General features: G+C 64.8%; 28 protein-coding genes. 10 read left to right on the plus strand and 18 right to left on the minus strand.

Features of this window, described 5'->3' with window-relative positions; genetic code table 11:
• Positions 1–16: 16 nt before the first annotated feature.
• Together EG799_RS01310 and EG799_RS01315 are read right to left on the minus strand one after the other, a co-directional pair.
• Complete coding sequence (locus EG799_RS01310) at positions 17–1,453, minus strand: UdgX family uracil-DNA binding protein (protein WP_123877856.1); 1,437 nt, start codon at positions 1,451–1,453, stop codon at positions 17–19.
• Complete coding sequence (locus tag EG799_RS01315) at positions 1,450–2,694, minus strand: putative DNA modification/repair radical SAM protein (protein ID WP_123877858.1); 1,245 nt, start codon at positions 2,692–2,694, stop codon at positions 1,450–1,452. Before EG799_RS01315 ends, EG799_RS01310 begins: the two co-directional genes overlap by 4 nt.
• A gap of 98 nt (positions 2,695–2,792) precedes the next feature.
• Here EG799_RS01315 and EG799_RS01320 point away from each other — a divergent pair, with 98 nt between their 5' ends.
• Positions 2,793–3,341 (plus strand): hypothetical protein, encoded by a 549-nt coding sequence (locus EG799_RS01320; RefSeq protein WP_123877860.1) that lies wholly within the window; start codon positions 2,793–2,795, stop codon positions 3,339–3,341.
• A 39-nt stretch (positions 3,342–3,380) separates the two neighbouring features.
• On the opposite strand, the gene EG799_RS01325 is transcribed toward EG799_RS01320, so the two are convergent.
• Positions 3,381–4,982, minus strand: coding sequence for a DNA polymerase Y family protein (locus EG799_RS01325; protein ID WP_234028960.1), 1,602 nt, complete (start codon positions 4,980–4,982; stop codon positions 3,381–3,383).
• Positions 4,982–5,725, minus strand: coding sequence for a hypothetical protein (locus tag EG799_RS01330; protein ID WP_123877862.1), 744 nt, complete (start codon positions 5,723–5,725; stop codon positions 4,982–4,984). Before EG799_RS01330 ends, EG799_RS01325 begins: the two co-directional genes overlap by 1 nt.
• Positions 5,726–5,850: 125 nt before the next feature.
• Here EG799_RS01330 and EG799_RS01335 point away from each other — a divergent pair, with 125 nt between their 5' ends.
• Positions 5,851–6,321 carry a pyridoxamine 5'-phosphate oxidase family protein gene (locus EG799_RS01335; protein ID WP_123877864.1) on the plus strand — a complete coding sequence of 157 codons (471 nt, stop codon included), beginning with the start codon at positions 5,851–5,853 and terminating at the stop codon, positions 6,319–6,321.
• A gap of 79 nt (positions 6,322–6,400) precedes the next feature.
• Here the strand turns inward: EG799_RS01335 and EG799_RS01340 are convergent, their stop codons facing one another.
• Positions 6,401–7,828, minus strand: a complete 1,428-nt coding sequence (locus EG799_RS01340; protein WP_123877866.1) for a sodium-dependent transporter — start codon at positions 7,826–7,828, stop codon at positions 6,401–6,403.
• Between the two features lie 117 nt (positions 7,829–7,945).
• Between EG799_RS01340 and panB the strand changes: the two genes are divergently transcribed.
• Positions 7,946–8,815: a 3-methyl-2-oxobutanoate hydroxymethyltransferase gene (panB, locus tag EG799_RS01345; RefSeq protein ID WP_123877868.1), complete on the plus strand. Its 870-nt coding sequence runs from the start codon at positions 7,946–7,948 to the stop codon at positions 8,813–8,815.
• A gap of 45 nt (positions 8,816–8,860) precedes the next feature.
• Entirely contained in the window at positions 8,861–9,940 is a 1,080-nt protein-coding gene (locus EG799_RS01350; RefSeq protein ID WP_123877870.1) for a DUF475 domain-containing protein, read from the plus strand.
• Here the strand turns inward: EG799_RS01350 and EG799_RS01355 are convergent.
• From EG799_RS01355 to EG799_RS01370, 4 genes are read right to left on the minus strand one after another with little or no spacing between them, the layout of a single operon-like run.
• On the minus strand, positions 9,915–10,886 hold the full coding sequence (locus EG799_RS01355; protein ID WP_123877872.1) for a bile acid:sodium symporter: 972 nt from the start codon (positions 10,884–10,886) through the stop codon (positions 9,915–9,917). The genes EG799_RS01350 and EG799_RS01355 overlap by 26 nt on opposite strands.
• 25 nt (positions 10,887–10,911) lie before the next feature.
• Positions 10,912–12,276 carry a PEP-CTERM-box response regulator transcription factor gene (prsR, locus tag EG799_RS01360; RefSeq protein ID WP_123877874.1) on the minus strand — a complete coding sequence of 455 codons (1,365 nt, stop codon included), beginning with the start codon at positions 12,274–12,276 and terminating at the stop codon, positions 10,912–10,914.
• A complete protein-coding gene (gene prsK / locus EG799_RS01365) occupies positions 12,276–14,387 on the minus strand; it encodes an XrtA/PEP-CTERM system histidine kinase PrsK (protein ID WP_158610971.1) in 2,112 nt (703 codons plus the stop codon). Before prsK ends, prsR begins: the two co-directional genes overlap by 1 nt.
• Positions 14,384–15,769 (minus strand): TIGR03013 family XrtA/PEP-CTERM system glycosyltransferase, encoded by a 1,386-nt coding sequence (locus EG799_RS01370; protein WP_123882571.1) that lies wholly within the window; start codon positions 15,767–15,769, stop codon positions 14,384–14,386. Before EG799_RS01370 ends, prsK begins: the two co-directional genes overlap by 4 nt.
• 187 nt (positions 15,770–15,956) lie before the next feature.
• Here EG799_RS01370 and EG799_RS13905 point away from each other — a divergent pair, with 187 nt between their 5' ends.
• The 4 genes from EG799_RS13905 to EG799_RS01385 are packed head-to-tail and all read left to right on the plus strand — an operon-like array spanning position 15,957 to position 17,005.
• Positions 15,957–16,109 (plus strand): hypothetical protein, encoded by a 153-nt coding sequence (locus tag EG799_RS13905; protein ID WP_158610972.1) that lies wholly within the window; start codon positions 15,957–15,959, stop codon positions 16,107–16,109.
• Positions 16,099–16,356 carry a hypothetical protein gene (locus EG799_RS01375; RefSeq protein WP_123877878.1) on the plus strand — a complete coding sequence of 86 codons (258 nt, stop codon included), beginning with the start codon at positions 16,099–16,101 and terminating at the stop codon, positions 16,354–16,356. Before EG799_RS13905 ends, EG799_RS01375 begins: the two co-directional genes overlap by 11 nt.
• Positions 16,353–16,592, plus strand: coding sequence for a hypothetical protein (locus tag EG799_RS01380; protein WP_123877880.1), 240 nt, complete (start codon positions 16,353–16,355; stop codon positions 16,590–16,592). Before EG799_RS01375 ends, EG799_RS01380 begins: the two co-directional genes overlap by 4 nt.
• Positions 16,589–17,005, plus strand: a complete 417-nt coding sequence (locus EG799_RS01385) for a thermonuclease family protein (protein ID WP_123877882.1) — start codon at positions 16,589–16,591, stop codon at positions 17,003–17,005. Before EG799_RS01380 ends, EG799_RS01385 begins: the two co-directional genes overlap by 4 nt.
• A gap of 63 nt (positions 17,006–17,068) precedes the next feature.
• On the opposite strand, the gene EG799_RS01390 is transcribed toward EG799_RS01385, so the two are convergent.
• The 3 genes from EG799_RS01390 to EG799_RS01400 form a co-directional block, all read right to left on the minus strand.
• On the minus strand, positions 17,069–17,578 hold the full coding sequence (locus EG799_RS01390; RefSeq protein ID WP_123877884.1) for a hypothetical protein: 510 nt from the start codon (positions 17,576–17,578) through the stop codon (positions 17,069–17,071).
• The gene (locus EG799_RS01395) at positions 17,547–17,819 is read right to left on the minus strand and encodes a hypothetical protein (protein WP_123877886.1); all 273 of its coding nucleotides are present in this window, start codon (positions 17,817–17,819) and stop codon (positions 17,547–17,549) included. Before EG799_RS01395 ends, EG799_RS01390 begins: the two co-directional genes overlap by 32 nt.
• Positions 17,820–17,892: 73 nt before the next feature.
• Positions 17,893–18,075 carry a hypothetical protein gene (locus EG799_RS01400; protein WP_123877888.1) on the minus strand — a complete coding sequence of 61 codons (183 nt, stop codon included), beginning with the start codon at positions 18,073–18,075 and terminating at the stop codon, positions 17,893–17,895.
• Positions 18,076–18,163: 88 nt separating this feature from the next.
• Here EG799_RS01400 and EG799_RS01405 point away from each other — a divergent pair, with 88 nt between their 5' ends.
• A complete protein-coding gene (locus EG799_RS01405; RefSeq protein WP_123877890.1) occupies positions 18,164–18,346 on the plus strand; it encodes a hypothetical protein in 183 nt (60 codons plus the stop codon).
• Positions 18,346–18,510 (plus strand): hypothetical protein, encoded by a 165-nt coding sequence (locus EG799_RS13910; protein ID WP_158610973.1) that lies wholly within the window; start codon positions 18,346–18,348, stop codon positions 18,508–18,510. Before EG799_RS01405 ends, EG799_RS13910 begins: the two co-directional genes overlap by 1 nt.
• Before the next feature lie 134 nt (positions 18,511–18,644).
• Here EG799_RS13910 and EG799_RS01410 read toward each other — a convergent pair whose 3' ends face one another.
• From EG799_RS01410 to EG799_RS01430, 6 genes are all read right to left on the minus strand, one after another.
• Positions 18,645–19,163 (minus strand): PEGA domain-containing protein, encoded by a 519-nt coding sequence (locus EG799_RS01410; protein WP_158610974.1) that lies wholly within the window; start codon positions 19,161–19,163, stop codon positions 18,645–18,647.
• A 105-nt stretch (positions 19,164–19,268) separates the two neighbouring features.
• Complete coding sequence (locus EG799_RS01415) at positions 19,269–19,541, minus strand: hypothetical protein (RefSeq protein ID WP_123877894.1); 273 nt, start codon at positions 19,539–19,541, stop codon at positions 19,269–19,271.
• The gene (locus EG799_RS01420) at positions 19,541–19,882 is read right to left on the minus strand and encodes a hypothetical protein (RefSeq protein WP_123877896.1); all 342 of its coding nucleotides are present in this window, start codon (positions 19,880–19,882) and stop codon (positions 19,541–19,543) included. The genes EG799_RS01415 and EG799_RS01420 overlap by 1 nt, the downstream gene beginning before the upstream one ends.
• Entirely contained in the window at positions 19,879–20,013 is a 135-nt protein-coding gene (locus tag EG799_RS14240; RefSeq protein ID WP_267900619.1) for a hypothetical protein, read from the minus strand. The genes EG799_RS01420 and EG799_RS14240 overlap by 4 nt, the downstream gene beginning before the upstream one ends.
• A complete protein-coding gene (locus EG799_RS01425) occupies positions 20,010–20,351 on the minus strand; it encodes a hypothetical protein (protein ID WP_123877898.1) in 342 nt (113 codons plus the stop codon). Before EG799_RS01425 ends, EG799_RS14240 begins: the two co-directional genes overlap by 4 nt.
• Positions 20,344–20,670: a hypothetical protein gene (locus EG799_RS01430; protein WP_123877900.1), complete on the minus strand. Its 327-nt coding sequence runs from the start codon at positions 20,668–20,670 to the stop codon at positions 20,344–20,346. Before EG799_RS01430 ends, EG799_RS01425 begins: the two co-directional genes overlap by 8 nt.
• Positions 20,671–20,674: the final 4 nt, after the last annotated feature.

The raw sequence follows: 20,674 nt of genomic DNA on the forward strand, positions 1-20,674 counted from the left end.
AGAAAGGGGAACCGGATCACGCGGTCAGTTCCTCCACCCGTTCCTTCACCGCAGCCAGATCGGCGGCGAACAGGCGCTCCTGCTCTTCCTTCGCAGCGCCATCGAGCCGCAGCAGGTAGGACGGGTGGGCCGTCACCCACAATTCGCTGCCATCGTCGAGCGCGATAGGTTCCCCGCGCACCTTGGAAATGCTGACCGTCTTGCCCAGCATCCCGCGCGCCGCGCTGGCCCCCAGAGCCAGGATGACCTTGGGCTTCACAATGGCGCGCTCGGCTTCCTGCCACCAGCGGCACACGTCGATTTCCTTGGCCGTGGGCGACTGGTGCAAACGCCGCTTGCCACGCTGGACATATTTGAAATGTTTGACCGCATTGGTGACATAGGTGTTGCGCCGATCGATCCCGGCCCGTTCCATATGCGCGTCCAGCACCTGCCCGGCAGGACCGACGAAGGGGCGGCCGGCCTGGTCCTCCTGATCGCCCGGCTGCTCCCCCACGATCATCAGCGCAGCGTCGTTCGGACCTTCGCCCATCACCGCCTGGTTGTCGAGTTCGCCGATCGGGCACTTGCGGCATGCGTGGATCGCCTTGTCGATCGCCTGGAGCGTTTCAGGTCGCTCCTCGAATTCCAGCGTGCCTGCTTCCACCATCTGCGCCTCCCGGTTCTGCGCGCCCGCCACCAACTCGGGAATGAGCGAGGTTTCCGGCATGTTCTTCCAGTACTTCCGGGGCATTTCCTTCAGCATCGCCCCGATCTTCAAACGCGCGGGATTGAAGATGGATGCGTAATATTTCCGCCAGAGATCTTCCGCAGGATCACCCTGCGGCGCATCCGATTTCTGCGCCGGCGGTCCTTCCCGCACGATTTCGCCATCCCAGTGCAGCGTTCCGCGCGGCGTAAGGATCGACCAGTTCATGTTAGCGAAGCGACGCACGAAAAAGCCGGCATTGGCGCGCACGATATGGTGGTCAGGCTCGAACCAGGCCACATAATGCTCGCTTCCCCCGCTCTCGTCCTCGACCATGCGGAATCGCACGAAGGCGTGCATCTTGTGGCTGTCGCGGCGCACAGCCTTGTCCAGTTCCTCCAGCCGGCGCACTTCGCTATCGGCCTTGTCTTCCAGCAGGCGGGGTTGCGACTGCAGTCGCCAGAGCAGACTGTACAACAGCGCGAACCGCTCGGGATCGGAATGCAGCGCCGCGTTCTTCGCCAATGCGACGAACCGCCTGCTCGCGCGTACCGGGCGATCGGGATCGTCGGGAATGGGCGCGCGTCGGTCGCCGTGACTGAACAGGGAGGCATTGCCACCCGGTTCGACCCAGGCCACGCGATCGGGTGGGACGTCGCATTGCACCAGTTGCCGCGCCCGATCGCGCCAGAAGGCGAAATCATCGCTGCGCGGCATGTGGACGACGAAATATGTGCCGAGCCTGACGTGGCTGAGCGACGTCATGCCGCGAACAGTTCGAGCTGTTCGGACTTCGGCGCCAACAAGGTTCGCAGGTCGGCGCGGTCGGTCAGAAGAGTCGGGCGCCAGTCCGCGGTCACGATGAAGGCGCGAACCTTGGCGACCGATACTGTAAGCTTTGCAACATCCTCGAGCCGCAGGGTACGGTGGCGACGAGCGGCGATGATCTGGTTGACCGCCTTTACCCCCAGACCTGGTACGCGGAGCAGCATCTCACGTGAAGACCGGTTCACATCCACTGGAAAACGCTCGCGAAACTTGAGCGCCCAGGCGAGTTTGGGATCGATATCGAGCGGCAGGTTTCCGTCAGCCTCGGTCGCCTGCATGACTTCCTGCGCCTCAAAGCCGTAGAACCGCATGAGCCAGTCCGACTGGTAGAGCCGATGTTCGCGAACGAGCGGCGGGCGCTTCAGCGGCAACACCGCGCTCGCATCGGGAATGGGACTGAATGCCGAATAATAGACACGGCGCAGGCGAAAACCGTCGTAAAGCCGGCTCGCCCGGCCTACGATATCGGCATCCGTCGCGGCATCGGCGCCTACGATCATCTGCGTAGATTGTCCGGCCGGGGCGAAACGCGGGGCATGCTTGAACCGCTTCTTTTCATCCCTCGCCTGCCGGATTGCCATTTTCATGCCGCCCATCGCGCCTTCGATCTGGCGTGCATTCTTGTCGGGGGCGAGGCGAGTCAGTCCCGCATCGGTAGGCAATTCGACGTTGATGGATACACGATCGGCGTAAAGGCCCGCCTGGTGAACCAGGTCCGGATCCGCCTCCGGAATGGTCTTCAGGTGGATATAGCCGCGAAAATCGTGATCTTCCCGCAGGATACGCGCGGTTTCTACCATCTGCTCCATCGTGTGATTGGAGCTTTTTATGATGCCGGAAGAAAGAAACAGCCCTTCGATATAGTTGCGCCGGTAGAAGGTCAGCGTCAGGTCGGCTACCTCCTGTGGCGTGAAACGCGCACGGCGGACATTCGAACTCTTGCGGTTGATGCAGTAGTGACAATCGAAGATGCAATGATTGGTCAAAAGCACCTTCAGCAGGGAGATACAGCGGCCGTCGGGGGCGTAGGCGTGGCAGATACCCATGCCTTCGGTCGACCCGATGCCCTTGCCACCCGAAGAGTTTCGCTTGGCCGTACCGGACGAGGCGCAGGACGCATCGTACTTCGCCGCGTCGGCGAGAATTTCCAGCTTCTCCATGATGCCTGGCTGACCCATATGTTCTACATACGTTCTTATCCTTGACTTGCCTAGGGGTGTCCGTCTGATTTTCGTTGCTTGGCGGAACGGGGCGACGGACCGCGTATTTGATGGCCATGGATCGTCTTTTTCGTGGTCTCGCCGTCCTGCTGCTGGTGTCTTCATGCGCGCGGGGTGCCGCAGATGAGGAGGAGATGACCGATCAGATTTACATGGACGATCAACTCGATGGTGGTCTGACCTCTCACCGCGTCGAGCCATCTTCCGGTCCGGCGGACGAGGCGCCGATCCTTCACCCGATCAATTACGACCAGTTCGCTCCGCTGCTCGAGGCAGGAACGGGGTGCAGCTTTTCTTCGGCGCGGGGCGAGTTGCTGCTGGTCAGCACCGCCTCCCCTGGTGCGATCGAGGGCGCGAAGGGCGTCGTGGATGCGGGGAACGGCCCTTCGATCGTGCGTTCGCTCGCAGGCGGTGGATACGAAGCCTTGCGAAAGGGTCCAACCTTTTCAGACGGTTCGGTGTTTTCAATAGAAGTCGTTCGAGGGCCGGGCGATGGTCAGCCGGAGGAAATCGAAAGCACTGTCTGGCCTGCCTCGCTTATCGTGCGAGTGGAAAAGGGCGGTTCCGTCACCTACGAAAACGGGCAATGGTCGTGCGGGGCGTGAGGGTCCGAAAAGGGGCGATGAGGGGCAGGCCGGGCGCGATCAGGCGCACAGCCCCTGCATGAACCAGTCGGGCATCCCGCCCCTCCCATCCCCCGCCAGACCGGCGCGGTAAATCCAGTAGCGACGCCCTTCGCCATCCTCGATCCGATAGTAGTCGCGCAGCCTCGTCGATCCCTTTTCACGCCACCATTCGGGCGCGATCCGCTCCGGCCCCTCGACCCGCGCCACATCGTGCGTGTCACCGCGCCAGCTGAAGCGGCGAGGATAGCCATCGGGACTGGCGTAGAGCACCGAGATCCGCTCGGGTCGATCGAGCAGCTTGAGTGGCCGGGCATGGAAGGCGAGTACTTCCTGCGTCGCCCTTTCGGGTTCGAGCGGAGGCTGCCAGCCCTGTGCGCGTTCGGGGATATGGCTCGCCTTCAGCACGGGACGCTGCACCGCCTCGCGGCCAAGCCGCACGGTCAGCCGGTCGATGCAGGCGGCGAGCGAGGTGCCGTGTTCTTCCGCCGCGGCTTCCAGATCGGACTGCGCCAGCGACAACGGTTCCGACCAGGAGGCACGAAGCCGCAGCATCTCGATTCCGAAACCGGCATCGATATCGTCGAGACGGTCGGCGAACAGGCGGCAGACATGCGCGCCGTCGCGGGTGGCGACAGCCAGTTCGAGCTCGCGCAGCACCACCTCGCCATCCACCCGCCACATGCCCAGTTGCAGGCGGCGCGCGCCCTCCCCGCGCGCCTCCAGTTCGCGCACCATGTCGGCGGCGAGATCTTCCACCACCTTGTCGAGCAGCGGGCGATGGCGGATCGGTTCGAGCAGCCGCCGCTGCACCAGCGGGGCGGCGATGGCGACCACCGGCAGCAGCGGCTCGGGCACGCGGCCCATGATCTGATCGAGCCGGATCAGCGGATTGGCAGCGGGTGAGCGCCGGTTGCGAAAGCGGCGCTGGATAGCATCGCGTCCGGCGCGCCCTTCCTCCACGTCGGCGATGTCGCCCAGCCGTTTCAACCCCAGCCGCTTCAGTACCAGCAGCACGTGGGTATCGAGGCGCAGCGCCGCCATCGGCAGGTCCGACAGACAGGCGCGCATGTCCTCTCCGGCCGCCAGGACGGCACCCGGCGGCCCGTAATGCGCCAGCGCCCAGGCCGCGCCCGCCGTAGGTGCGATGGCCGCGCGCACAGCCAGTCCGCGCGCCGCGCAGCGATCATGCACATCGGCGAGAAGCCGCCGTTCTCCGCCGAAGAGATGCGCCACCGCGCTGACATCGACCAGCACGCCATCGGGCGCGTCGAGCGCGCTCCACGGACCCCAGCGTTGCGTCCAGACGGCGAAGCGTTCGAGAAAGGCGAGGTCGCCGGCCTGATCGGACGGGCGCACCTCCAGCTTTGGATAGAGCGTACGCGCATCGGCCAGCATCATGCCGGGCGCCCCGCCCACGGCGCGGGCGGGCGGATTGGCGGCGTCGATGCGAGGGCCGTGCGCGGTTTCGGTGACGAGCACCAGCGGCGCGGCATCCACCCCTTCCCCCGGGGCGCAGCCTTCGGCGTGCCGCCAGCGATCGAGCGCGAGCTGCGCGCACCAGATCGCCATGATCCGTCGCCGGCCCGATGCCGGATCGACGGGTTGGTGGAGAATAGGCATCACATGCTCGCAGTCGCCTGCCCTTCGCCTCCCCCCGCGCTGGCGGGCGCGGGTTCCGACACGGAGCGGGAAGCGGGCAGCGGCGGTTCGGCGGCCAGTACGTGCCCGTCCTCCCGCAGCGTCCATTCCCCGGGCGCATAGCCGCGCGCCCGAAACAGCTCGGCAGACCAGGCCGGCTTGCCCGGGGCGCCGATGTTCCAGCGCGGCGGGGCGGAAGGTGCGCCGCGCATACGCCAGCGCATCCGCGCCGAACTGAGATCGGGCGTCGCATCCAGCCGCACGAGATAGAGCGGGACGCCATGCTTTTCCGCCGCCAGGCTGAGGCGGCGAGAGGCGGTGAAATCGAGCGCACGCGGATTGCCCGCGATCTCTCCGATCACGAAGGCCAGATCGCGGCAGCGCATCCCCTCTTCCAGCGCGAACAACGCATCCTCGGGCGTGTCGGCGCAGACATGGATCAGCCGGTGGCGCAGCGTTTCGGGCAGGCCGGCGCGATAGGGGCGCCCGGTCAGCTTGCGCGAGCGGGCGTCCTGCACCCACAGCACGCTGCGTTCTTCCAGCGTCTCGGGCTTGCAGGTGCTCAGGCCGTCGAGCGCCAGCGCCACAGCGGCGCCCGCCCCGCTCGCCCCGTTGCCGGGAGCAAAGATCTCGCTGTGCAGCGCAAGCCCCGCAGCCGGTCGCCAGCGCGGGTTGCGCGCGACCGATGCCAGCTCCGCTGCCTTGGGTAGCGTTGCCAAATCCATGTCGAATCGACTCCTTCGTTCTCTTTATGTTCCCAACATGGCAGCCTGACAAGGCAGTGTGGCGGATGGTCCCGGACGGAACCGAAAACGTCGCCGCCCCGTTGGGAGGGGCAAAGGAGAACACGATGACAGCGACCCCCGAACTGAAGGAAAAATTCTGGAAAGCCCTGGCCGACAGCCCCTACCTGTTCCTGCAACTGGATAGCGCCCCCGACAATGCGGTGCCGATGACCGCGCAGCTGGACAAGGATGCCAACAGCGCGATCTGGTTCTTCACCACCAAGGATCATTGTCTTGCCAATGGCGGCCCCTCCACCGCCACCTTCGCCGGCAAGGGCCACGAGATGTTCGCCCGCTTCAAGGGCAACCTGACCGAGGAAACGAGCCGCGAGCGGTTCGAGGACCTGTGGAGCAAGCCGGTCGAGGCCTGGTTTCCCGGCGGGAAGGACGATCCCAATCTGCTGATGCTGCGCATGGATCTGGGGCAGGCGGAAATCTGGAACAGCGATCTGGGCTTCGTCGACAACGTGAAGATGCTGATGGGCTTCGACACGCGCGAGGAAGGCCGGGAGGAACACACCGAAACCACGCTCTAGCAGACACCAGACGCGAGACGCGTTCGTCACGCGCGTGGGCCGTCGCTCCATACCGGGGCGGCGGCCCTTTTCGCACCCGCTAGGCGATGATCGCGGGAAACAGTCCGGTAACCAGGATGATCGCCACCGCCAGCGGGCATAGCCACGCCAGCAGGAAGCGCCACAGCGCGAAGACCGGGCGCGAGAGGCCCGTGGTCGTCTCCAGCAGCCGCCGGTCCGCCCGCCAGCCGATGAAGATCGAGGTCAGCAAAGCGCCCAGCGGAAGCATGATCTTGCCGGTGAAGCCGTCCACCGTATCGAGGATGTCGGTGTCCGCGAACAGCGACCACCAGCCCAGCGGGCGCACGTCCGCCCACACGTTGTAGCCGAGCAGGCAGGCGACCCCGATGAGGAACGCGCCGATACCGAAGACCAGCGCTGCCTTGTGACGGGTCCAGCCCAGTTCGCCGATCGCCCACGCGGTGGGCACTTCCAGCAGGGAGATCGAGCTGGTGATCGCGGCCACCAGCACGAGGATGAAGAACAACATTCCCACCAAAGCGCCGGCAGGCATGGCCTCGAACGCGAAGGGCAGGGTCTGGAAAACCAGCGTCGGCCCGGCGGCAGGGTCGAGACCCACCGCAAACACGATGGGAAAAATCATCAGGCCGGCGATCAGGGCGACGGCCGTATCGGCAAAGGCGATGGCCAGCGCCGTCGACCCGAGCCGGGTGCCCTGGCGGATGTAGGAGCCATAGGTGATGATGCCGGCAACGCCGAGCGACAGCGAGAACAGCGCCTGGCCGAGCGCCGAATTCATCACTTCCGGCTTCAATGCGGACCAGTCCGGCGTGAACAGGAAGGCCGCCGCCTCCCCGATGTCGCCAACGAAGGCTCCGTAGATGGTGATGCTGATGAGCAGGACGAAGAATGCCGGCATGAGGAAAGTCGCCGCCTTCTCGATCCCCCCGGAGACGCCGCGCGCCACGATGTAGAGCGTGCCGCCCATGAAGGCAGCATGCATCGCCAGCAACAGGCCGGGCGAGGCGAACAGGTCGGTCAGCCGCGTCGCGATCTGCTCTTGCGATTCCCCGGCGAGAGCGCCCCGGAAAGGGTCGCCCGCGGCAAGGGCACCGACGAAATCGCCCGCGAACACGCCGGCGTAATACAGCACCCAGCCCGCGACCACCGAATAGAACGAGACGATCAGAAACGCGGCCAGCGCGCCGATCCAGCCGAAGATCGTCCATGCCGGCGATACGCGCGATTCCCGCGCGACCCGGCGGATCGAGCCGACCGCGTCGGTCTGCCCCGCGCGGCCGATGAATATTTCCGCCAGCAGGAGCGGCAGGCCCAGCAGGACGACGCAGCCTATGTAGAAGATGACGAACGCCCCGCCCCCGCTCTCGCCCGCCAATGTGGGAAAGCGCCACAGGTTGCCCAGCCCCACCGCCGCGCCGATGGCAGCGAGGATGAAGGCGGAACGGGACGACCAGCCGTCCCCCGTGGTGGCGGTTGCGATGGCCATGAAAATGCGTCCCTTCCCCTGTCGCCCGGCCGGGCTTTTGCTTTCCATTGCAACTTTTGCCGATCATTCCAAGGGCGCGGTTGGCGCTTGCCCACGGCGGCGCTAAGGGTTCTGGCCATGTCCACGACCTTCCAGCTCGACACCGCGACCAGCCGCGCCAACCCCACCCCGCAGCCGATGCGGCGCCTGACCGTGCCCAAGATCGGGGCGCGCAAGGTCGATGGCGTGACGCACGATCCGATCGTCATGCTTACCGCATACACCGCGCGGCAGGCGCAGCTGCTCGATCCGCATTGCGACATCCTCCTGGTGGGAGACTCGCTGGCGCAGGTGATCTATGGCCTGCCTTCGACCATTCCCGTCACGCTCGACATGATGGCCAACCACGCCGCCGCCGTGGTGCGCGGGAGCTACCATTCCGTGGTGGTGGTGGACATGCCCTTCGGTGCCTACGAGGCAAGCCCCCGGGCCGCTTTCGAGGCGGCAGCGCGCTTGCTGAAGGAAAGCGGCGCAGCGGCCGTCAAGCTGGAGGGCGGAGAAGCGATGGCGCAAACCGTCGCCTTCCTGGTGCAGCGCGGCATTCCGGTGATGGGTCATGTCGGCCTGACCCCGCAAGCGGTCAACGTGCTGGGCGGTTACGGCGCACGCGGACGCAGCGACGCCGAGGCCGAGAAGATCGTCGGTGATGCGCTGGCGCTCGAACAGGCCGGTGCCTTCGCCATCGTGGTCGAGGGCGTGGTCGAACCGATCGCGGTGGAGATGACCGGGAAGCTTGGCTGCCCGGTCATTGGCATCGGCGCGTCTGCGAAATGCGACGGACAGGTGCTGGTGGTTGACGACATGCTCGGAATGTTCGAGCGCGTGCCGCGCTTCGTGAAGAAGTACGAGGGGCTGGCCGATACGATCACCGCGGCCGTCAAGACATATGCGAGCGAAGTGCGGGAGCGCAGCTTTCCCGGCCCGGATCAGCTGTACCGGCCAAAATAGCGGTTCTCCGCCCGGAAATTCGATCGACCGACAACAGGGTAGTTCATGGCCACGCTCAAGCGCTTCTACGGCTTTTCCTTCGTCTTCACGCTGATCTGCCTCGCCCTGGGCGCGTGGTACGGCTGGTCGAGCACCGGGGGAAGCATGTCGGGCACTCTGGCGATGCTGTGGATCATCGCCGTGCTTTCGGTGCTGGAGATTTCGCTCAGCTTCGACAACGCGGTCGTCAATGCGAGCGTGCTGAAGGACATGGACAAGATCTGGCAACGCCGGTTCCTGACCTGGGGCATCGCCTTCGCCGTGTTCGGAATGCGCGTCGTCTTCCCGCTTGCCATCGTCGCCATCGCGGCGGGGCTCGGTCCGGTGGAGACGATCAACCTCTCCCTCAACAACCCCGCCGAGTACGAGCGCATCGTATCGAGCGCGCATGTCGGCATCGCCGGGTTCGGCGGGGCGTTCCTCGCGATGGTGGGCCTCAAGTTCTTCTTCGATCAGGACAAGGACATTCACTGGATTGCCGCCATCGAACGCCAGCTCACCCGTTTCGCGGCGCTGCCCGCGGCGGAGATCGCGCTGCTGCTGCTCGCCCTGTGGGGCGTCTCCGGCCTGTTGCGCGACGAGGAGGCGCTGACCTTCCTCGTCGCCGGTATCCTCGGCCTCGTCACCTTCATCGCGGTGGAGGGCATCAACGCCGTCCTCGAACGGCACGAGGAGAAACAGCAACTGGTCGGTGCGGCGGTACGCAGCGGCCTGGGGGGGTTCCTCTATCTGAACGTGCTCGATGCCAGCTTCAGCTTCGACGGAGTGATCGGCGCGTTCGCCCTTTCGAACAACATGATCGTGATCGCGCTCGGCCTGTCCATTGGGGCGATGTTCGTGCGTTCCATGACCATCCACCTCGTCGAGAAGGGCACGCTTGCGCAGTATCGGTTTCTGGAGCACGGCGCGTTCTGGGCGATCATCGCGCTGGGCGCGATCATGCTGCTGTCGGCGCGCTTCCACATTCCCGAAACCGTAACCGGCCTGATCGGCGCAACCCTTATCGGCATATCGCTGTGGTGGTCGATCCGCCAGAACCGGCGCGAGGCGGCAGAAGAGCCTAAGCCGGCCCCGCCGCCTGCCTGAGCCGGTTTGCAAGCGGCGCCGAAACGATCAGCTGCGTGAGATGGTAGAGGAGCACCGGCAGCAGTACCAGCCCGGCAACAGCGGGCGGGAACAGCACGGCGGCGAGCGGCGCGCCCAGCGCAATGCTCTTCTGCGCACCGGCGAACAGGAAGGCGATACGGTCTGCGCGCGTCAGACGCAGCAAACCGCCCGTCGCCCACGCCCCGGCGAAACCGAACACGAGAAACCCACCCACGAGGATTGCAAGCCAGACCCACGCCCCGGGATCCACGCGGGTCCACAAACCCTGCACGACGGCGGCGGAGAAGGCGACATAGACCGCGATCGCAATGGCAATCCGGTCAGCCCAGGCCGTCAGCGACCGGTGTTCCGCGACCCAGCCGCCGAACTTCGTCTGCAGCAGCTGGCCGAGGGCGAAGGGCAGCAACAGGATCGTGGCGATCCGTTCGAGGCCCGCCAGGTCGATTGCCAGTCCGTCTGCGCCAGCGAACAGCGACAGAAGTGGCGCGGTAACGAAAACGCCCAGCACGTTCACCACCGCCGCGGCGACGACGGACGCGGCCACGTTCCCCCCCGCGAGGGAAGAATAGGCTGTCGCCGATTGCACCGTGGAAGGCAGGAAACCGAGGAACAACAGGCCAAGAGCCACCGTCGGAGGAAGGGCTGCCTCGCCAGTTGCGGACAGTCCCCATCCGGCAAGACCCATCGCGCCGAACACCCAGGCGATCAGCGGCAGGAGAAAACGCCAGTTGCCGATGCCCCGGCGCACGTCCGCCCGCGGCAGGCGCAGACCGTTGAGCAGGAACAGCAGAAAAATTGCCGCGTCCGAAACGATCTGCGCCACCACCCTGCCTTGTCCCGAAACCGGGGCAAGGCTCGCGAGCACGATCGCCGCCAGCAGCAGGCGAACCAGCGGGTCGATGATTGCGGAAAGACGGGAAAGCATGCCGAGGCGCCCTGCCGCCGCGCCTTCAGCTCTGCAAGTCGTATTGCTTGAGGAGGTCGTAGAGCGTGGGGCGGCTGATCCCGAGCGTACGTGCCGTGCTCGATATGTTGCCTTCGTTGCGCGCCAGCGCGTGGCGAATGACCCTGCGATCGGCCCTTTCGCGCGCACTCTTGAGGTTCAGCACCTCCGGGCCGTCGTCGGCCTCGTCGTCGAGATCGAGGTCTTCGGCCTTGACCAGTTTGCCTTCCGCCATGATCGCCGCTCGCTTCACCCGGTTTTCCAGTTCGCGAACGTTGCCCGGCCAGCCCCACCCATCGATCGCCGTCAGCGCGTCGGGCGCAAACCCCGTTACCTGAGGGTTCATTTCGCGGGCGAACCGTTTCAGAAATACCTTGGCCAGCAGGACCGCATCGCCGGGCCGTTCCGCCAGTGAGGGTATCTTCACCACGATTTCCGCGAGGCGATAGAACAGGTCTTCCCGGAAACGCCCGTCGGCGATCATCGCTTCAAGATCCTGATGGGTGGCGCAGACGATCCGCGTATCGACGGGGATCGATTTGCGCCCCCCGATCCGCTCGATGGTGCGCTCCTGGAGAAAGCGCAGCAGCTTGACCTGAAGCGGGAGCGGGATGTCGCCGACCTCGTCCAGGAACAGCGTGCCGCCGTCGGCCATCTCGATCTTGCCCTCGGTCGTCTTGACCGCGCCTGTGAACGCGCCTTTCTCGTGTCCGAACAGTTCGCTTTCCAGCAGGTTCTCCGGGATCGCGGCGCAGTTGATGGCGACGAAGTTGCCTTCCGCTCGCCCGCTCGCATCGTGCAACCCCTGCGCGAGCAATTCCTTGCCCGTCCCGCTTGCGCCCAGCAGCATGACCGATACGCTGGTGTTGGCCACCCGCTCGATCGTGCGCGCGACCTTGACCATCTCTGGGGCAGAGGTAACGAGCCCCCCCAGCACGGTGTTCCCTTCCCCCGCCCTTTCCCACAGGACCCGGTTTTCGCGTTCGATGGCATGAAGGTTCAGGGCGCGGCGCACGATCAGACCCAGCTGTTCGATGTCGACCGGCTTCTGGTAGAAGTCGTAGGCGCCGCGTTCGATGGCGGTTAGCGCGCTTTCCCGCGCACCGTGGCCGGATGCGACAACAACCTTTGTGTCTGGTTTGAGCGCCATGATCTCGTCCAGCACGGCGAAGCCTTCACTGGTTCCGTCGGGATCGGGCGGCAGGCCGAGGTCGAGCGTGACGACCGAGGGTTCTTCGGCCCTGAGAGCGGCAATGGCGCTCGCCCGGTCTCCTGCAACCAGCACCTCGAAATCTTCGTAGGCCCATTTGAGCTGCGCCTGCAATCCCTCGTCGTCCTCGACAATCAGCAGTTTGGGTCGGGTGTCGGCCATCAGGCGATCTCGCTTGTCTTTTCGGGGTTTCTGGTTCGGATAGCGGCCATTTCGGCCAATGGCAGGCGGATCAGGAAGCGGGTGCCGAGAGCCTCGCGCGATTCGACGTCGATCGTACCGCCCATCCCGCGCACCAGTTCGCGTGCTTCGAACGCTCCGATCCCGAAACCGCCGGGCTTGGAGGAATGGAATGGCTTGAACAGCCGGGTCCGGATGAATTCGGGCGACATCCCGGCCCCGGTATCGGCGATCTCGATCAGCGCGTGGCCCCCGTCGATGGAGGTGGTCAGGACGACCTGACCCGTCGCGCCACCTGCCTCGATGCCGTTCTGCACCAGATGAACCAGAGCCTGTTCGAGTGCCTCGGCATCCCCGGTGGCGCAGATGTGCTCCTGTTCGACCAGCGAAACCGAGGCGTTCGTCCGGAATTGCCGCGCGACCCGGCGCATTACCTTCGACAGGTCCACGAGCCCTTTCGCGCGCCCGGAATGCGCGCCGTACCGGTTCAGCCGGGCGAGCAAGCCGGTCAGCTTGTCGGTCGAATTACGCAAAGTGAGGATCATGTCAGCACGAAATTCCGGCTTTTCCGCATGCTTTTCCGCATTCTTCGCCAGAAGCGAGAGCTGGCTTGCCAGGTTCTTGATGTCGTGCATGACGAAGGCCATGCGCCGATTGAATTCATCGAAACGCTGCGCTTCCCCGAGCGCGTCCTGGGATGAAGCTTCGGCGAGGTAGCTGGCGAGTTGGCGCCCGACCACGCGAAGAAGATCGAAATCTTCCCAGTCGAGCCGCCGGGCGGCGAGCGGACGCGCCAGCACCACCAGACCGACCAGCCTTTCGTAATGGAGCAGCGGGATCATCGCCCACGCGCGCGCGTCCTCGGTCAGCCAGGCCGGAGTCGCGCTTGCCGGGACCGTCTGCGTGCGCCCCTTTCGCGTGTCGTCCAGATCGAGGATGAACTGGCTCTGCTCGAAATAGCGCGCGCCGGACATATCGAGCGCGCGTGCGGGAACGTCGATGCCAGTCCATTGCCAGCGCGCGGCCAGCGCCAACCCGCCTTCTTCGCGCGGAGTCAGCAACAGGCCCGCCGGACTGTCGGTGATATCCGCAACCGCCTGAACCGCGCGCTCGGGCAGCGGCGGCGCCTCCGGACCTGCGCGACCGATGGTATCGGTAAAACGAAGCCACTCCGCCCGGTAATCGTAGCGATGCTGGAACAGGTTCTTGGCCACGGTGACGCGCAGCCAGCCGCGCAATCGCTTCGAGGGCAGAACCGTAAGCGCCAGCGCACTGGCAAGAAGAACGAAGCCGGTCTGCAGCACGTTCGCGTAGCCCGTGCCGAGATAGCTCAATCCCTGGGCGACGACGACCATTACCACCAGGTAGGCACCGATCAGCAGCAGGGAAAAGGACTGGAAGGCAAAGCTGCGGGAAGGGCGGAAGCGCAGGTCGCTCTTGCTGCGGAGCGTTCCGACGGCAAGCAGCGCGACCGCCAGCAGAAGGATGCCGGCGCGCAACTGCCATAGCAGGGCGGGCGTGCCGGCACCGAGATAGGCGATGGTGTAGACATTGAGATCGTACAGCCACACCCCGCCCAGCGCCGCGGCTGGCCACCGCAACGCTTCTCGCGCCTGCTGGCTGGCCCCGGCGTAAAGGTTGTGCACCAGCACCAGCCCGCCGACGCAGAACAGCAGGCGCAGGGTCAGCGCAAAGCGGGCGATGAGTACATCCGCGCCGGCCAGCGCCTGATATCGAACGCTGGCGGCGATCATGGCGAATTGCAGCAGTTCGACGAAGGCCAGCGCGAACACGACAGGCCGGATCGGCCCGAGATGCTTGTCCCGCTCGTCGTGGCCGAACAGGCGATAGAGCATCCAGATCCAGGCAAGGTTCGTGCAAGCGAGGATCGTCCGGGCCGCCAAGCTCGCCTCGCCTGCGGTCGCTACCGCTACCGCCCATGCGGCGTTGACCAGCAGGGCAGCCGCGGTCGCCCTGCCCGCTATGCCTTTCGCCTGCCGGCCGGTCGCCAGCCACAGCGCCAGCGCAATCGCCGCACCGGCGGCGAGAAGATAGGCGCAGTACACCAGAAGGTTCCAAACCGGCCCGATCACCGCGCGCCCTCCGGCCAGAGGATCACGCGCAGGGTCTGCAACATGATGAGGAGATCGAGGAAGGGCGTGTAGTTCTTCGCGTAATACAGATCGTATTCCAGCTTGTGACGCGAATCTTCAGTGGAAGCGCCATAGGGGTAATTGATCTGGGCCCAGCCGGTGATACCCGGCTTCACCATGTGCCGTTCGGCGTAATAGGGTAGCTGACGATCGAGATCGGCGACGAACTGCGGCACTTCGGGGCGCGGGCCGACGAAGCTCATATGGCCGCGAAGCACTGTCCAGACCTGCGGCAGCTCGTCGATGCGGACCTTGCGGATGAAGGCTCCGATGCGGGTGATGCGCGGATCGCCCGCCTGCGCCCATTTGGCACCGTCCTTCTCGGCATCGATGCGCATCGAGCGCAGCTTCACCAGCTCGAACGGCTGGCCGTAGAGTCCCACGCGCTGCTGCCGGAAGAAAGCCGGTCCGTCGCTGTCGAGCTTCACCAGCGCGGCGAACATGGCGATGAGTGGAAAGGTGGCGAGCAGCAGCACGCTGCTGGCGAGGATATCGAACAGCCGCTTGGCCGCGCTCGATATGGCGCGTCCGCTTGAAAAGCCGTCCGAGAAGATCAGCCAGCTCGGATTGAGCGTGTCGAGATCGACGCGGCCCGTCTCGCGCTCCATGAAACTGGAAAACTCGTTCACGTGCACACCCGCCGTCTTGACCCGGACGAGGTCCTTCAGCGGCAGGGCGTTGCGCCGTTCCTCCAGCGCCAGCACCACCTCGCTCGCCCCCAGATCGGCGACGTAGCGGGAAAGGTCGGGAATAGCCGCGCGCTGGATCGCTTCGGGCACCTGTGGCTCGGCATCGGACATGTTGATGAAGCCGACGAGGGCGAAACCGCTTTCCTCCCGCGCCGCCAGCGACTTCAGTCGTTGCGCGCGCACGCCGGCGCCCAGTACGATGACCCGCCGACGGAATGCCGCCGTCCCGAGCAGGCCGCCGGTTACGAGACGGTTCAGGACCAGCAGCGCAATCGCCAGTCCCATCGCGTAAAGCAGGGTCGAGCGCCAGTAGGTCTGGCCGGGCAGCAGGAAATCGAGCAGCGCTAGCGCCAGGATCGCGAGGCTTACGGCTACCAGCAACCGCGCGCCCGCGAAGCGCATCGAGCGAAGCGCGTCCGGGCCATAGACCCCGACCGAGATCATCGCGGTCAGCGTGACCGCGGCAAATCCCGAAAGCGGTCCCGCGCGGGCGGACAAATGGCCGGAGTCCATCCCGATCTGATCCGCGCGCAATACCCATGCGAGATCGGCTGCCAGCAGCAGCAGGGCAAGATCGAGAAGCCCGAGCAACAGGACCGCATGCGGTATGTAGTGCTTGAAGATGCGTATCATCGCCTGGGCCAGCCTGACCCGGAAGAATGTCCGGATCAAACTGGCCTAGCGAAGAATGGTGAAGTGTCGGTAAATCTGACAGCGCAGAAAAGCGCCGTTTCTCCGTGACATGTAAGGAAAACCGACGCGCCATATACGGATGAAAGGGTGACAAAGTGGAAAACCGAAATCGACGACAGGAGCCGGCATGACCGACGAACGTGCGAAGGTGGTAGCGTGGCTGCGGCGGCAGGCGGAAACCTATCCGGGCACCGAATACCGCCGACATGTCGTGCTGATTCTGGCCGCCATCGAGCGCGGCGATCACATGAAGGGAGAGGACACACGCCATGAGCAATGAACTGGAAGCGCGGTTGCGGCGCAACGAGCCGCGTCGTGGCGAGAATGCGAGCGGGCTGCGAAATGAAGCCGCTGACACCCTGCAACGGTATCGAGAGGCGTTGGAGAAGATCACGGCCCCGATGGGTAACGCGCCAGATCGTGGCGATAAAGGCTGGTCGCCAGGAATGACCACCGAACACTGGCATTGCGCTGCGGTATCTTTTCGTCGCATCGCCCGCCAAGCCCTACAGGAGCGCCAGTCATGACGTTGCGAGAGGAAGTGGCGCGGGCAATTGCTGAGGTTGATGCTGGTGGACTGCGCGCAAAAGGCATTCATGCAGAGATAAAGCCGTGGCAGACGTTTGCTGACGAAGCAGACGCCGTTATCGCCATTGTGCTGGCAAAGGTCGAGAGCCACCTTTCCGCAGTTCAATACAGCCCCTCGCCCTATACCGGCATGAAGTACCGGCTCCGCGCCCTAGCAGAGGAACCCGCCCCATGACCCGCCACCTCCCCTTCCTCGCCCTCGCCGCCTGCACCCCGGCCCCGCCCGCGATGGCGCAAGCCGAACCGCTGGCGGACTGCCGGATTACCGACGGCGACACCATTCGCTGTGGCGACGAACGTATCCGGCTGCTGGGCATCGACGCGCCCGAATTGCCGGGACATTGCCGGCAGGGGCGTGATTGCGTTGAGGGCGATCCCTACGCTTCCACCGAGACGCTGCGCCGGGCCATGCAGGGTAGGCTCACCATCGCCCGCGCCGGGACTGACCGCTACGGACGCACGCTGGCCGTGGTCTATGCCGATGGCGTGAACCTGTCGTGCGCGCAGATCGAGGCGGGACAGGCGGAATATGTCGAGCGCTGGGACAACGGCGGCATGGTGGCGCGCGATTGTCCGGGGGTGAGGTAGCCCGTTCTTAGGGCGCAGACGTCATGAATCCTGTCTTGGCCGCTACGTTGCCGAGTTCGATCTTCACGCCGACACCGCCCTAACCCCGACATAGTCCACGAGTTTCGGGGAATACTTCCCGCGATAATGGATGCGAGCCTTCAGGCCAAAGGCCCAAAGGGCGGCATACATCAGTGCGCCGAAAATCGGATTCACGGCTGCTATGGACGCATCGTAACTGTGCATCAGTTCGCGCAAGCGAGGGTCGCCCAGTAGATGTGGATGTTCGCGATCTTCGCGCTCGCACATCTCATCGAGCGTGTCGCCAGGAATCAAGAGAGCCGCAACATAGCTGACGAACATAATTGGAGCCGCTCGCCACGCATACGCCGTGGCCGTGTAATGCTGGCACAGGAAGCCCATTTTCTCATTCTGTGGATAATCAGCGACAAGCTCATTCGCCAAGCGGGCAATACGCTGGCGATGAGGCTTTGCCATAACGGCCAGCATCACTAGCAAGCCCACATATCCGGCTATCAAGGCGATCAAGACGGTCATCGGCTCATTCCAAAGGTAGTCTCTCTTGAGGATCATCGCAAGATTTGATGGTCAGATCGGGACGGGTCGCAAGCTGCCAGAGATCAAAGAGCACACTCGCGACCATCGCGATCAAACCAGCACCAAAGGCATGGTTCCCTTCGGCCAGTGCGGCGGAAAATCCGGAGAGCAGGCCCAGCTGCTCCAGTATCCATCCCACCACTGCCATCTCGCTCGCGCGAGTAATGCCGCGACGAAAGAGCGAGACGACCTCAGACGCTAAGCCATTGAGCCCCACGAACAATATCTGAAGCGAACGAACGAGCCTGTCAATTTACGTATGCTAAGGGGACACACCCCGAAGCTGTGCGCTAGTGCTTCGTGGCGGTGTGCCGGTTCAGGTTGTCGGCGATCCGCTGCGCGCGCTCCGTCGCCTTGGCCTTGAACAGCCGGGCCTGTTCCTCGCGGTCAGCTGCTGACAGGTCCTGCCGGCGGGCGCGCTGTAATGTCTCCTCGCGCGTAGTTGGCGCGGTTTCTTTCTTGTCCTTGCTCATTCCGACTCATCCTTTCTGACGGCGACTGCGCCACCTTCTTCAGCCGATTGGCGTTCCCGAATCGTTCCGCCCCTGATATCGCGAGGGCATGGCCTCCGATCTTCACGACCGATTGCAGCGACAGTTCGACAGGTTCAAGCTGTTCCCCGAGGCCGGGCGGCAAGGCGACTTTTTCCTCGTGCGCGGCGATGCGTTCATCGCTTTCCTCGATGCCCGCAAGCTGATCGAGGACGAGGTGTTGCCCGCGCTGCATGGGTTGGAGCGAGACTGATGCCCTACATTTACATCGCGGACGAGAGCGGCGAGGAGATCGAGGGCACGCGCCGCCAGGTCGATTACGACGCCGATCGCAAGCACTACCTCGCCGTGAAGGCCGATCTCGAAAGCAAGATGGGCGAAGGGTGCATGGTCAAGGATAGCGAGCTGGACGGGTGAAGAACGCAGGCTGGGCCATTCTCTCCTTCGGCGTGTTCGCCGCGGTTATCGGGCTGGCGCTGGCGTAGGGTCCGCACACGCCACCGCGCGGCGGGTATTGCGCGGCGGAATACCGATCCCGCCGCGCTGTCCGTTCAATTGGTGACGTTCGCGCCTGCCGCCAGTACGCCCTGCTCCTGCAGGCCTTCGACGACGTCGTCCATCACGCCGGCATTGTACTCGTCGACGGTCGAGATGACCTCCCCGTCCTTCTTGAGGAGCAGCGCCGGTTGGCTCGATCCGACCGGCACCATGCGGACATAGACCGGATCGGGGTAGAGGTGGTTGGATGCACCGTTCGAGGCGTCCACCACGCCGCCGATAATTCCGCCGGCCAGGACGTTGCCGACGACACCGCCGCCGGTGCGGCTCTGAATGTAGACCGTGACCGGCTCGTATCCTTCGAGCGAGTAGGTGACGCGGTTGTCGTTGCCGCGCTTCAGGCTGTACTGGCACGGCGTCTGGCAGGTCATCCCGTTGACCAGCTCGATCACCGCACCATCGGGATCGGACTGAAACTCGACCGGCTGACTGGTGCCGTTGATGACCGTCGCACAGCCGGACATGCCGAAAGCCGCCACGGCCAGCGCCGCGACTCGATACGTGATATGCATTGAACCCCCTGTCCAAAGTTGAGGCGGCGGAATTGCCGCGTTTCTCTTGGGCGCGCAAGCATATTGCTTCATCACGTTATGAACGGGTTACCGGCCGGAAGGGGATTAGTCCGCACACGCCACGAGCGCGGCGTGCATCTGCCGGCCCCAATCGCGCAGCAGCAGCGCGGACGGGGCGATGATGGCGATGTCGTGTGCCGGGTCACCGGTAAGGTGCGGCGCGACGAGCGGCGGTTCGTCCGGGATCCGATCGGCGGGCAGGCAGGGCACCGCGACCGGAACCTCGACGCTGCGCACCTCGACGGCGGGCTGATCGTGCCGGCAGGCTGAAAGCGCGACCAGCGCACCGACGATCAAAACCCGATGAAATGTTCGCATCACAACCCCTCCTGCCCTCGCCAGTCCGTGCGTCGTTGCTGCGCCGCGGCCCGGCGCATGTCCTCGCCCGCGTCCTGCGCCTCGATCATGGCCGTCACCGCCTCGGCGCGGGTCAGCTTCCCCTCCTGGACGAACGCCGCGAGTTCGCCTTCCAGCCTGTCCAGCGAGGCGCGCGTGACGGCATGGCCGGCCTCGGCGAGTGCCCGTTGCTCCACCGCCCGGTCGCGCTGTTCGCTGATCGCATCGGCGCGCCAGAGCGCGATGCCGAGCGCCAGGGCGAGCGCCGCGGCTATCGTTCCGCGAACGCCGAGGAACTTCCAGATTTCCATCGGGATCGTCATCGCACCCGCTCCCGCACCGTCGTATCCTTGTGCAGCAGCGCGTAGAGCCGCGAGACATATTGACCGGTGATGGCGCTGCGAAAGCGGTAGTGTGGCTTCAGCACGTCGCGCCGCTTCATCGGTTCGGTCATCGTCGGTCCTTTCCGTAGGTGGGGTGCGGCATGGTGCGGGGCGCGTCCGGATCGTCCACGTTGCTGCGCGTGGGCTGATCGTATTTCGCGGTGGCATGGGTCGCGACGGCCTTCTCGACCGTGCGGGCACCGGCGTATCCCAGCAGCGCGGCGAGGGCGAGGTTGTAGAAGTCGCCCGGAATGGCGCGGAACCATCCCGCAACGCCGTTGGTGAAGGCGATGCCGCTACCGGGGAAAAGCGCTTCGAGCGCGCCCGCCACGGCCGCGCCGATGAGCAGCATGGCGATAAGAGCCGCCACCGCGATAGGCCGGATGAAATCGCGCAGGGCTTCAAGCATTATGCTTCTCCATTTTCGGCATGATGCTCAGATCGATCTCAGGAGACATTGCGCCAGCCATTATGATCGTGACAGCTCTGCGGCCATGAGGTTTTTCAGCCCATTCGGCTTCCGCTTCTGGCAGCGCGCGCCCCAGATGACCCGCTAAAACGCCACAAAGGCGCTGGACGAGCAGTTTTGCGTCCTCTGCTTGTTCGGTCCAGGGGATGGCGATCATATCAATATCGCGTGCACGCGAACCGTGAACGGCTAGGGCATAGCCACAGCCTCGGGCAGCAAGACGCAGATCGTCCAGCACTTCATCGAGAAATGCGTCCACGAAC

The organism is Aurantiacibacter spongiae (assembly GCF_003815535.1).
Taxonomy (GTDB): domain Bacteria; phylum Pseudomonadota; class Alphaproteobacteria; order Sphingomonadales; family Sphingomonadaceae; genus Alteraurantiacibacter; species Alteraurantiacibacter spongiae.